We start from the raw sequence: 12572 nt of genomic DNA on the forward strand, positions 1-12572 counted from the left end.
AGAGGTGCCTTACCCTTTCTCTTTATGATCGTTTCTCTCGCTTTTGGTATACAAATAATCCAATAAGCATCATTCCGATTCAAATTGTATTCATAAAATATATCCCAAAATCCTCTTGCAATATATTTTTTATATTAGTCTCTATTTATGTAGAAGGCATAACCGAAATATGCATTACTGCTTTGTTTCCACAGCAGTTGGTGCTTCTTGCTTTACCTCTTCTTTACTTTTTTCAGATTGTGTAGATGCTAAATTGTCTTCTTGAACTTGTTTCTGTTGTTCTACATTCGCATTATTTTCCTGTTTCTTCTCTTCTTGTTTTGAAGATTGTTGTTCTTGCTGAGAAGGCGTTTTAGGTTGTTCAGACGTTTGTTTCTTTGCTTCGTTTGTTTGCTTCATCTTTTCTTCAGTGATTTGTTTTTCTAATGCTTGAATATGTTCATCGACTTTTTGTAAAATCTCTTGCTTGTCCATATCATTACGAATACTTTGAATTTGTGTAAAACCAGCTTGTACATACTTTAATATTTCTTGTGCTGATTCCCTGTTATTTACCTTTATATCTTCTACTACTTCGTTATAATATGATTCAATCTCAGTATAAATGCTTTGCACTGCTGTTATTTCTACCTTGATTACTTCACGGTGTTGCTTCCATACAGCAAGCTTATCTTCTAATTCTGCAACAGTTCCATTTGAGTTTACTGCACTATTTATCACATTGTAATGAGTGAAAATAGCGTCCTTATGCTTCTTTGCTTCCTCTATTAATTTTTCAATTGTTTTCGGAAAAACAATTGCGGCTGAGAGGTCCGATTGTACTGTTTGTTGATTTGAAAAAGATGCTTCTGTATATGTCACTACTTGAGATCCCATATAAAAGGCCATAGAGCATATACACGGTAATATGAGCATATTTCTTACTTTCTTTGAAAATTTTTTCATAACCACATCTCCCATTGTGCACATTTAAGTTCTTTATAAAAAATTTTTCATTATAATGAAAAGCTCAAAAAAGTAAACCTAAGTAAAAACGAAAGTGCTATGCATTCATGAAGAAATTTTTAGCATATTTTATATAAAACTATCGAAAAAAAGTGGCGGTCCTATATATATCGAACTCTACAATCCTTTATATAGAACGAGACTATCTCATAAAGATAGCCTCCTCGTTTATTTCTTACTTATCTATTCCATCAGTGGAGGATACCTCCACTGATGAAAGTTTCACTTTATACAGATTGTCCTGCATCAGAAGACTTGCTTTTCTTCTCAGAGTCTATGCTACGTATTGCTCCAAAAATAGAAACTGCAGAGTACCCTAGTAATAAGACACCTGGAATTATTAATAATAATGCTGCCCCTGCTTTAGAATTTGCATAGCTTAGTAGATAACCAACATATGGGACAGTAATATCTGCATATTTTCCAACTACGTTTTCAGCAGGAACTGGCTGTAAATCTGGACCATTGTTATTATCCCCTTTTGTTTCATAGAACACTTTTCCATCTATATTTTGCACATCAATAATGCGGTGAGTAATCAGCTTGTTATCTTCTTTAAATGTGATGACATCACCTTTTTTATATTTTGAACCGTCTTTTGTTGGTTCAATTGCAATAATAGATCCTGTTAAAAATGTAGGTTCCATCGATCCTGATAATACTGTCTTAAATTGATATCCCATCACTGTTGGAGCGCCGCCACTTGCCTTCGATGAAATCGCTACAAACGCTAAGCAAACCATAATAGTAAACAAAACAAACGAAATGATATTACTAAAAATTTTCCAAACTAATTTCATGTGTCTCGCTCCCTTCCTTAGTCTCTATGCGAACGGAAGTAAAAATATTCAAATTTATCATTCTTTTCGAAGAACTCATAATTATATTATAACGAACATTAAAGAACCGCAATAAAAAAAATAGGCAAAATTTGTTTGCCTATTTTTACTGAGACACTGTCCGCTTTTTTTTACGCTTCCAAAGAAATATTCCAATACTAATGACAGTAAGAATCCCTGCACCAATTCCAACCGCTAGTGCATATGAAGGAATTGAATTTGTTATTTTACTTTTTGACGGCTCCTCAAATGCAACATCTTCTTTCGAAAGAACCTTTACACTTTCTAACGTTTCATTATTTTTTTTAATATCTACCGTCCCAACAACATCGCCGCGGTGAAGACCCGTTTTATATAATTGTGCTTCATCAATAGGATTTTCCTTAAAAACAGCTTGTACATTTTTGGCTTCACCTTGCTTTAATACAAGTTCAACGCTTCGTTCTAATTCACCATCTACTGATTTATTCAAGTAAGGCATTTCCTTTGTCCAATTGTTTTTATCAAGCACTTGTTGTTTTGCAAATTGGGGAAAAGCATAATCGGCAATTTGCCTCATATCTTCATAAATTTCTGGCTTTTGTGAAGCCATTACGACATTAATAATACGATTTCCATCTTTTTCATTTATTTCTACAAGTGTATTATGAGCTTCATTTGTAAAACCTGTTTTCCCACCAATACAATTTGGATTTTCAAAATATCTTCCTTTATTAAAAATAGAAACTGTTTGCCCTGACGTTGTAACAGTTGTTCTCTTCGTATTCATTGCCGACATAATTTCTGGATACTTCATCGCACCTCTTGTAATCATTGCCATATCATAAGGTGTTGTATAATGATTTGGATCATGTAAACCATTTGGTGTGACAAAATGACTGTCCTTTGCACCTAATTGCAGCGCCTTCTCGTTCATCATCTTCGCAAAATTTTCTGTACTTCCTGCAACATGCTCAGCAATCGCATACGCCATATCATTTGCGCTCAACACCATTAAAATCATAAGTGCAGTATCTCGATCTACTGTCTCTCCTGGTTGAAATTCAATTTGATAATTACTTTTTTCTTGTTCCAGAGCTGTGGGAGAAAATGCAATTCTCTCTCCTGGCTTCACATGCTCCATCAATAAAATACTTGTTAATATTTTCGTTATACTAGCTGGATAAGCATGCTGATACGCGTTTTTATCATACAAAACATCACCTGTCTTCGCATCAATAGAAACCGCATACTGTCCAAACACATTTGGCGCTGGTGGAGTTTCTGCATAAAATTTAGCGGGGGCAATAAAAAATAAACCGCTTGCAATAATTAAAGCCAAAATTTTCTTTAAATTACCCATACAACTCTCCTTTTTTTCTCTCTTTATATCTATATATTAAAATCATAATAAATTAATATATATTTTTCACTCACTATCCTTCACTATATCATAACTTTATAAAAAAACACAGAACAGCATAAAAAGAAGGAGGAACTACTCCTCCTCATCTTCAAATAAATCCATAAGAATTTTTTTAGCCTCCTCTTCTGTTATCTCTTCTGTTAACCCTAAAAATGCCCAGCCCTTTGATTCTACCCATTCTATCAACTCATCTACAAACTCATCATGAGATATATCTACATCGAGAACTGCTCCATTAATAGAAATCGTTCTATATCTCGGTACAAACATCTTAAAATTTTTTCTTACCATATATACCCCTTCATTTAATATATTTTTATACGAAATGTTATTTGTTCCTTTGTATAATATATTAATAGAATAGTAGAAAGTTAACCCTCATTACGCCTTTAAATATCTAAAAATTTAAAATAATTACATATATTACTTGATTTTACTATAAGACTATCATACAATTAATTGCATACTAGTTTATTACATATAAATCCCCTGATCCCGTAGCTCAGCAGGGAGAGCGCCACCTTGACAGGGTGGAGGTCGCTGGTTCGAACCCAGTCGGGATCATACTAAGGTCGAAAGCCGCGTCAGATTAACGTTTGATGCGGTTTTTTATTTTACGTTGACTTGACGTACAGTGGCGGTTGCCGTCTAAACACGGTGGCGGTCAGCTAAGGCAGGTAGCTATACGTCTCTCATCTCGTTTTTAATAACGAAATAGGAGGCGTTTTTCTATGACACCTAATAATGAAGAAACAGTTTCAAAACGTAAAGGGAAACGTGTGAAGAAAGAATTACGGACAGTTACGACACAAACACATGGCGACTTATTTGAGAAGTTCTACCACGCTAAGGTTGCTGAAGGACGAGCTGCACGTACTTTACATCAATATGTCGACAAAACATAGATATGATTCATTACAAACGAAAAAGGCAGCTCATTTAAGACTGCCCGTTAGCATAATCAATATTATTGGAAGTCAATGTATTTACTCCATGAAAAAACTCATCAGAATTTGTTCTGACGAGCTGTTTTATTCACACAATTTATCAATAATTATTTTTTTCTCTCCGGTTGATAGGAAAGAATAACGACCCCTGAACTGGTCGTCCTTGTTTCTATAAGTTTGAAAGCCTTTGTATCGTTCCCGTTTTTAAAGAGATGCTTTCCGCTCCCCACGATAACAGGATTGACCATAAGGTGATATTCATCAATGAGGTCATATTGCATCAACGTTTGTATAAGATCACTGCTGCCATAGATTAAAAGATTCTGACCGGGCTGTTCCTTTAGTTTCAATATTTCTTCTGCAATATTACCCTTAATAAGATTTGCATTCCATTCGGTTTCTTCCAAAGTCGTTGAAGCAACAAATTTAGGCATGCTGTTCATCTTATCAGCAAAACCCTCTTCATCAGTCATAGAAGGCCAGGCGGCTGCAAAACCTTCATATGTCACTCGTCCAAGTAGAAGAGCATCGCTTGCAAATAGTAGATCAGATTGAAATTTAGCCACTTCTTCATTGAAGTATGGCGCAGTCCAAGCCGGATCTTCCATGACACCATCTAACGATAGGTACATTGCTACAATTACTTTTCTCATTTTTTCTCTCCTTTAATTTTAATTGGATTTTTTACGTGTTATTGGACATAAGTAAAGTCCAAACAAATAATATTTCTTCAAACATAAAGGTGTACCTTCCTCAGCTTTTCGACAAAGGTGAAAAACTTTTATATATTGTCAATTTTATTCTATAAGATGCTCTAACTAAACTGTGTATTCGTTAGATAACATTGTATATCATATTCATGTTAGGTTAACGTAACGTATCATTATCGGCAATGATATACCCAATTCTAGTCTTATAGTCTGCAAGCTCATCCCGTCTTGTTTTTTTGCCGTATGCAGGCTTCTATATATCGTTGCCATAATCGTCTTTATAAGATTGATAGACGATTTGGTTTGTATAAAATCTTGCATACGCTCCTGCTAGTGAATTCCCTTATTTACCGTACGGTGTTGAAGCGAATAACCCACGTAAAGTGTCGTCTGGTTGACCTGATTTTCTAAAGAACACATATGGATTCAGCGTATAGATTCTGTCTCGCTTGTCATTTTGGCGTATCGTTTCAGCGACAACTCCCACTTTACGTAGCTTATCCAACGTCTTAGACGTCTTCTTTTCTTCCATCTCGACCAGCCATGCAATCTGCCTTTTGTTCAAAAATTGGATTTCCTCGGGCTTTGAGAACGGATCAGCACAAATCATATTAGTGTCGTAATGTACATAAGGTAACAATTTGTACAAAAATCCTAATTCCGCTGGCTTCAGCTTCAGTTCATCTTTTAGTCGCTTCACTGTAGTCGTGAACAACTTAATAACACGTCCATTCTCAGCTTTTCGTCTGAAATGAAAACGAGAGTTGACGTAGTATTCGCCACTATTAGCAATAACAATGTCGTATTTCCTCATTTCACCCCAAAAGCCTCTGTTTTAAATTCGTATTTTGTAACAGAATCCCATAAAATATTACGCAAAGCATTAACACCTGTTGTCTTTTGAATATAGGCTACCTCAGTAGCTCTCGACAAAAGCATTTCCTTTGTAAAAAGAAAATTAATATTAATAGATTTCTATAGCCTTTCCCCATTTGTTGCAATTACATCTTTATACCAGAAAAAGGACTTCTTCTTTTTCCGTTCTAATGTTCCACTGCCATCGTCATGTTTATCAACATATTAGTTGTAATGCATACACATTGAACATTACTAATCCATAGCTGAACAAGTTATTGATGTTCTATGCTTCTAAAAAATCATGTTTGCACCAGAACTAGATTTCTTCTTTATGATGCTTTGCGGATATTTATTTTTCCCCCTCTTTACGCCACTCTTTAAATTCAGCTGTTGCTAATACAAGCGTAAAATAAAGAAAGAGGTATTCACGACGTATTTATCGGAATACCTTCTAAATTTACGAGGAGCGCATGCGCCAGTGAAGTAAATTTTGTTGTCGAATCAGCAGTGCATCTGGTGACATATTGCTGAGTCGATACTATCAAACCATGCTGCTGGGAAGAAGAACACCTGGTTCCATAATGTCCATTGATTTCTTGACATTCCCGGTCCTATGAGCTTGCCGCTTCTCCAAAGTTCAACGCCGTGATTGTCGTGTATAGACATTCCACCGTAGAATACCCAGACATCACCTGAGTCACTTGACATTACATCCGCGTTAAACCTAGCTTTTCCGTCAGACCAGAAGGAACACCTCATGTTCTGGATCGTGCAGTCGCCAACGTGGTATACTTGTCCCGACCAAGACAGCACCTTTTCTCGTAATTCCATCACTTTAAGTGAATCGCCAAGTGAACTGCTTACAGCATTTACCGGTGGGACTTCCGAGCATTTTTTCGTTTGTTTTTTAGCTCTTTCCTTTTCATCAGTATTGATTTGCTCTTCAATGTTCAGTTCATTCATTGTCCTTACCTCCATTACTGAATCGAAACCAGTCCTACTTATTTTAGTCAAAATTCTTGCATCTTTTTTAAATTTGCAACAGTTGTTAGTTTCATTCATGTACTTTAAAAATATTCATTTTTCTTCTCAAGTAATCTGCTTAAGGATCAATAATAAATTTAATGATTTTTTTAATAGTGCCCTGAAAAAATTACGCCACCCGTTAAGGTGACGTAATGGTTATCGTTATTTGAATACGTAATTAAGTAGAGAATGTGTGCTGTGCTGATTCTGAACGTCCAAGTTGGTTGCACATATCGTCGAACCATATTCATTCTTAGATTCGTTACAGACAAACCATGACCAGTGTTATCGTACACTTTTATCAGAATCTGGTATCGTTGGTGTTTATATTCCTTGTTTATAGTCCGTCGAAGTCCTTTTCTATAGCATCCTCTAAATCTTTCCCATAGATTTCTACATAACGTCTTAATACTTCCAATGACTGGTAACACGATAATCTTTGTAATAAAAAAATATTCGTCCCAGCTTCCACCTTTAAGCGGCAAAACGTCCGAATATATGCGACGTCGAACGATTTGACTTCATGTTCATACCCGTCAATTTGATGGACATGCACGTTAAACCCTTAACGCCTTACGCATTGGTTTTCGTGATTGCATTAACACTTCATATAATCCACCTTCTGTTAAGTGTTGCTTTGTAAAAAAGTTTAGTTAAAAATACAGTCCGTATTTTAATCAAAATTTTTTTACAAACTATAAATCTTTTTTATAAACAATCAGACTTTTATAATTTATCAAGACCTAAATTGTAAAAAATCATAAAATCACTTAATTCTTGTTGAACTAACGCACCCAGTTAGTTGAAGAAAGATTAGACCTACATTTTCTAAGTGCTTTGCCCAAATAATCCTGGTGTTGGTAAGTACCTGATGCCAAATGGTCGCCCTAATAACCTACTATTTCCAAGTACATTTTATAAAAATCCCCATTTACACGTATATAAATCCATACTGATTTATTGGACAAGCATAAGATAAATAGAATCTTATTATAAAGGAGGAACAAATATGAACTTAAATGCCACGCTTCTCTCATGGGTCCCGAGCACGGGCGCGCTGACTTACAGTGTTAAAGGCGTCACGCAGACGTCGACTGTTGTGTCTACGACGCACCCGCACCGCGCAGCGCTTAATCTGTTTCCCACTGATCCGGTCCTTCCAATCGTCACGCACTGGAACGCACTGATTGAGGCTACCAAGGGCCACGTGACATTCGGTCCGACGAACCCGCCTGTCGACATCCCAAACACCTTCAGCGGGATTACGGGCGAGCTTGTGGTTGTCGGCGCAAACGTGCAAATCCATCTTAAACCCCATAGCAATATCGTAGCCTCTCTCCGCCCCATTCCTTTTATTCCACCAAATCCAGTATAATCAATAAGCTGATTAGTCCTCTGTGAATAGAGGTTTCTTTAACTACAACTCAAATTTTCAACATAAAAAGACAGGAGCTTGTTGCTCACTGTCTTTTATTTATGAACTATATATTTAGTTGTAATGCATATTACTAATCCATAGCTGAACAAGTTATTGATGTTCTATGCCGCTAAAAGGTCATATTTGCACCAGAACTAGATTTCTTCTTTATGATGCTTTGCGGATATTTATTTTTTTCCCTTCTTTACGCCACTCTTTAAATTCAGCTGTTGCTGTGAAAAGTACGTCTGTGGATGAGTTAAGTGCTGTTTCACAAGAGTCTTGTAAAACACCTATGATAAAGCCTACTCCAACTACCTGCATAGCAATCTCAGATGGGATTCCAAATAAACTACATGCTAGAGGAATCAGTAATAAAGATCCACCGGCAACACCTGAAGCACCACAAGCGCATATAGCTGACAATACGCTGAGGATGATTGCTGTAGGGACGTCTACTTGAATACCAAGTGTATGAACCGCTGCAAGTGTCAAAACAGAAATCGTAACAGCGGCACCACCCATATTGATGGTTGCACCTAATGGAATGGATACTGAATAGCTGTCCTTATTTAAACCTAGATTTTCACATAATTTCATATTTACAGGAATATTCGCAGCTGAGCTACGTGTAAAGAATGCGGTAATGCCACTTTCCTTTAAGCACTTAAAAACAAGCGGGAAAGGATTTTGACGTATAAACACGAACACAATGATTGGATTGACAACCAGCGCTACAAAAACCATACAACCAAGCAAAACTGCAAGTAATTTTCCATAGCTTAGTAACGATTCGATTCCATTTGTAGTAATAGACTCAACTACTAAACCCATGATTCCTAATGGCGCAAACTTAATAACCCATGTAACTACTTTGGATACAACATCTGAAAAATCAGAAATCATTGTTTTTGTCGTATCAGAGGCATTTCGTAAAGCCAAACCAAAGAATATCGCCCAAGCTAAAATACCGATATAGTTCGCATTATAAATTGCTTTAACTGGGTTATCAACAATGTTCAGCAGTAATGATTTGAGAACCTCTACAATACCGCCAGGAGCAGTCACACCTTCAGCACCCTTTGCAAGTGTTAAGCCTACAGGAAAAATAAAACTTACAATAACGGCAGTTAATCCAGCTAAAAATGTTCCTAAAAGGTATAAGAAGATAATGGATTTCATATTTGTTCGTTGACCACTCTTGTGTTGAGCGATGGCCGACATAACCAAAAAGAGTACCAACACAGGTGCAATTGCTTTCAAAGCACCTACAAATAAAGTGCCTAAAATTGTAATCGGTTTTGCTGCTTCTGGGACTGTCACAGATAGAATAATACCAATAATCAAACCTACAATGATTTGTTTTACCAGACTTACTTGGCTCCACTTTTTCAGTATACTGTTCATAAATATTCCCCCCATTAGTTGAAGATAAAATTACAACATTGCTAATATAGAGCTATTCATTTCTCACAACCCTACAATAAAATTAAATCGGTTTAATAATAGATGACTTTTATTAAATATGTACCAATCTCTATCCTAGAGTTGTGCTTTTGATTTTCTCCTCCCACACTATTTCAGAATATCTCTAAAGGTTTTTATAATATAAAAATTCAGATAATTATTTTGATGGATAGCCCTTTTTATCACATTCTACTCCATAAAAATTAACTATCTTATCAATAAGTAGTATTATAATGATTCTTTTCATATATAACAATATTATTTTCTTTATTTTCAAAAATATCTTAATTGCCAAATTTTAAATTCATGTATATCTCCATGAATCATGCTTTCATAACTAAAAAAAAGCAGTGCTTTAATTACGTAAAAGCACTGCCTACTTCCTTTTAGATTATTTTTATATCTCCCTAAAAATTATCACTGGTTCTAAAGATAGGACATAATTAAGCATTCAATGGCAATGATAAATTTATACAAAAGATTTATTTATATGCTTGTAAATTTTTCAAAATACAAAAATCATCTCAAGCTCTTAAGAGTTTGGGGAATCTTACGGAAGATAGGTCTTTTTCTTTAACCACTAAATTTATGCAATATTGTTTTCGTAAAGGAGAATCGGATATGTCAGAAACAATGGCTCAAACAAAGGCAGGAGAAGGGTTATCGAATTCATCTGCTAATCTGGAACAACATGATGTACTGAATCAGCTATTAAAACCAGAGGTTCAGCAATCTCTAACTGCCTTAGTGGAGCAGTTGCCAAAATTGACTGAGCTTGTAAGTATATTGACTAAGTCTTATGACTTTGTTCAAGCAGTCGCTACCGATGAGGTATTAAAGAGCGATACCGTTGGAGCGATTCAAGAAATTATGGACCCTGTAACAGACTGCGTGAGAAACATCGCAGCCACTGCTATAGAAGCGAAAGATCGTGCTGAGGAAAGCAATGAGGTAATCGGTCTTTTTACTCTTTTAAGGATGATGAAAGACCCGCAAGTGCAGAAGCTTTTCCGTTTTATAAATGCCTATCTCCAAATTAGCAGGGAACACAATAGACACGAATAAATCTTTTATATTCAAAATTAATAAGGATGGAGGATAAATGATGGTAAAACATATTGTCATCTTAGGCGCTGGTTATGGCGGACTTCTAGCGGCTTTAAACGTTCGCAAGTACTTAAGCAAGGATGATGCACAGGTTACTGTAGTAAACCAGTATCCAACACACCAAATCATCACGGAGCTGCACCGTCTTGCGGCAGGAAGCGTTGCTGAGCCAGCCGTATCTATACCACTGGAGAAGCTTTTCAAAGGAAAAGACATCAATCTTAAGATCGAGAAGGTTGATTCTTTTTCAGTAGACAAAAAAGAAGTAAAGCTTTCAGATGGTTCCACTTTAACATATGATGCTCTCGTCGTCGGTTTAGGAAGTAAAACTGCTTATTTTGGTATTCCAGGACTTGAAGAGAATAGCTTAGTGTTAAAATCGGTAGAGGATGCTAACAACATCCATCAACATATCGAAAAGCGTATTCATGAATATGCAAAGACAAAAAATGAAGCTGATGCTACCATTTTAATCGGCGGCGGCGGATTAACCGGTGTTGAGCTGGTCGGTGAAATTGCTGATAAGCTTCCTAACCTTGCTAAAGGCTATGGAGTAAACCCTAAAGAAGTGAAGCTTTTGCTTGTCGAAGCGGGTCCAAAAATTCTTCCTGTTCTACCGGATTCGCTCATTGAACGTGCACAGACTAGCTTAGAGGCGCGCGGTGTTCAGTTCCTATTAGGTCTTCCCGTAACAAACGTTTCAGAAAATGTCATTGATTTAAAAGATGGTCAGAAGATTGTAGCGAATACTTTCGTTTGGACAGGCGGCGTACAAGGCAACCCTCTAGTAGGTGAATGCGGCCTTGAAGTGAATCGCGGGCGTGCAACCGTTAATAATTACCTTCAATCTACGTCTCATCCAGATGTGTTTGTTGCTGGTGACTGTGCCGTTGTTTTTGGTCCAGATGATCGTCCATACCCGCCTACTGCGCAGATTGCTTGGCAAATGGGAGAACTAATCGGCTACAATTTATTTGCATACCTAGAAAACAAATCATTCGAAGAGTTTAACCCAATCAACTCAGGAACACTTGCAAGCCTGGGCCGTAAAGATGCTGTTGCCACAATTGGAGCAAGCTCCACTCAGCTTAAAGGAATGCCAGCATCCCTAATGAAGCATGCAAGCAACACTCGTTACTTATCACATATTCATGCGTTGTTTAGCTTGGCTCATTAAACCAAACGGGTATCAAAGTGTAAAACATCCTGTTTATTTAAATGAAAACAGATTTAGATGTAGAAGGAATTCTGTATAACTTACAATATTTTTAGGTATTCTAAGGATGTGAGATGTTATTATTTCACACACAACCCTAAACCAAAAGGCTTCCTCACCCGAAGCCTTTTGGGCATACTTAAAGTATTCATGCATCCATTAAGATTTTTCGCCCTATCCAGAAAAACAGTCAACGACGTTTTGAACCCCAGCCATTTTTTATAACCAGCTTGTTTTGTAAATCCAACGTAAATCATACATATACAAATTGAATATTTTAATACCATACCTCTCCTTTTCATTCGGATAACATATTAACCCATCAAAAAAGAAGCTAATTGTTTCGGACCCAGTCGGGATTATACAAAATAAAAAGCCTCAATCCTTTTATTATGAAGGAATTGTGGCTTTGCTCATTCTGGCTTCAATTTAAGCTTGATTCTCCTAATTCATATTAGACTTAGTCTACTTCACCATGACTTTTCTGTCCAACTAAGTGTAGCCTATCCGGATATAATGTATTACATACCTGGGAAACCGCCCATATCCATGCCCGGGGAACCACCCATACCCAT

At 36.5% G+C, this 12572-nt stretch carries 13 protein-coding genes, 1 tRNA gene and 1 pseudogene; 5 read left to right on the forward strand and 10 right to left on the reverse strand.

Going from position 1 to position 12572, the window contains the following annotated elements; all coding sequences use genetic code 11:
- Positions 1-174: 174 nt before the first annotated feature.
- The 4 genes from CN326_RS21070 to CN326_RS21085 all read right to left on the reverse strand — a co-directional run bounded on the left by CN326_RS21070 (position 175) and on the right by CN326_RS21085 (position 3540).
- A complete protein-coding gene (locus CN326_RS21070) occupies positions 175-945 on the reverse strand; it encodes a DUF4047 domain-containing protein (protein WP_176524723.1) in 771 nt (256 codons plus the stop codon).
- 287 nt (positions 946-1232) lie between these two features.
- Entirely contained in the window at positions 1233-1805 is a 573-nt protein-coding gene (sipW, locus tag CN326_RS21075; protein ID WP_098310937.1) for a signal peptidase I SipW, read from the reverse strand.
- A 145-nt stretch (positions 1806-1950) separates the two neighbouring features.
- A complete protein-coding gene (locus CN326_RS21080; protein WP_098310938.1) occupies positions 1951-3186 on the reverse strand; it encodes a D-alanyl-D-alanine carboxypeptidase family protein in 1236 nt (411 codons plus the stop codon).
- A gap of 135 nt (positions 3187-3321) precedes the next feature.
- Positions 3322-3540 (reverse strand): hypothetical protein, encoded by a 219-nt coding sequence (locus CN326_RS21085; protein WP_098310939.1) that lies wholly within the window; start codon positions 3538-3540, stop codon positions 3322-3324.
- Positions 3541-3740: 200 nt separating this feature from the next.
- Here CN326_RS21085 and CN326_RS21090 point away from each other — a divergent pair.
- Together CN326_RS21090 and CN326_RS24755 are read left to right on the forward strand one after the other, a co-directional pair.
- Positions 3741-3813 (forward strand) — tRNA-Val (locus CN326_RS21090).
- 167 nt (positions 3814-3980) lie between these two features.
- Complete coding sequence (locus tag CN326_RS24755) at positions 3981-4154, forward strand: hypothetical protein (RefSeq protein WP_176524725.1); 174 nt, start codon at positions 3981-3983, stop codon at positions 4152-4154.
- A gap of 149 nt (positions 4155-4303) precedes the next feature.
- On the opposite strand, the gene CN326_RS21095 is transcribed toward CN326_RS24755, so the two are convergent.
- The 5 genes and pseudogenes from CN326_RS21095 to CN326_RS21110 all read right to left on the reverse strand — a co-directional run bounded on the left by CN326_RS21095 (position 4304) and on the right by CN326_RS21110 (position 7346).
- A complete protein-coding gene (locus CN326_RS21095) occupies positions 4304-4849 on the reverse strand; it encodes a dihydrofolate reductase family protein (RefSeq protein WP_098310940.1) in 546 nt (181 codons plus the stop codon).
- A gap of 400 nt (positions 4850-5249) precedes the next feature.
- On the reverse strand, positions 5250-5720 hold the full coding sequence (locus CN326_RS21100) for a hypothetical protein (RefSeq protein ID WP_098310941.1): 471 nt from the start codon (positions 5718-5720) through the stop codon (positions 5250-5252).
- Between the two features lie 161 nt (positions 5721-5881).
- Positions 5882-5986, reverse strand: a pseudogene (locus CN326_RS24870) (family 1 glycosylhydrolase); the annotation flags it as partial.
- A 279-nt stretch (positions 5987-6265) separates the two neighbouring features.
- Entirely contained in the window at positions 6266-6727 is a 462-nt protein-coding gene (locus CN326_RS21105) for a DUF6294 family protein (protein WP_098310942.1), read from the reverse strand.
- 400 nt (positions 6728-7127) lie between these two features.
- Complete coding sequence (locus CN326_RS21110; protein WP_098310943.1) at positions 7128-7346, reverse strand: hypothetical protein; 219 nt, start codon at positions 7344-7346, stop codon at positions 7128-7130.
- 453 nt (positions 7347-7799) lie between these two features.
- Between CN326_RS21110 and CN326_RS21115 the strand changes: the two genes are divergently transcribed.
- A complete protein-coding gene (locus tag CN326_RS21115) occupies positions 7800-8165 on the forward strand; it encodes a hypothetical protein (RefSeq protein WP_098310944.1) in 366 nt (121 codons plus the stop codon).
- Between the two features lie 210 nt (positions 8166-8375).
- Here CN326_RS21115 and sstT read toward each other — a convergent pair whose 3' ends face one another.
- The gene (gene sstT, locus CN326_RS21120; RefSeq protein ID WP_098310945.1) at positions 8376-9614 is read right to left on the reverse strand and encodes a serine/threonine transporter SstT; all 1239 of its coding nucleotides are present in this window, start codon (positions 9612-9614) and stop codon (positions 8376-8378) included.
- Between the two features lie 681 nt (positions 9615-10295).
- Between sstT and CN326_RS21125 the strand changes: the two genes are divergently transcribed.
- Both CN326_RS21125 and CN326_RS21130 read left to right on the forward strand, forming a co-directional pair.
- On the forward strand, positions 10296-10739 hold the full coding sequence (locus CN326_RS21125) for a helical membrane plugin domain-containing protein (protein WP_098310946.1): 444 nt from the start codon (positions 10296-10298) through the stop codon (positions 10737-10739).
- A gap of 40 nt (positions 10740-10779) precedes the next feature.
- Positions 10780-11958: an NAD(P)/FAD-dependent oxidoreductase gene (locus tag CN326_RS21130; RefSeq protein WP_098310947.1), complete on the forward strand. Its 1179-nt coding sequence runs from the start codon at positions 10780-10782 to the stop codon at positions 11956-11958.
- Positions 11959-12572 lie beyond the last annotated feature (614 nt).

Origin of the sequence: Bacillus sp. AFS018417, from assembly GCF_002560985.1 — a bacterium.
Classification (GTDB): Bacteria; Bacillota; Bacilli; order Bacillales; family Bacillaceae_G; genus Bacillus_A; species Bacillus_A rhizoplanae.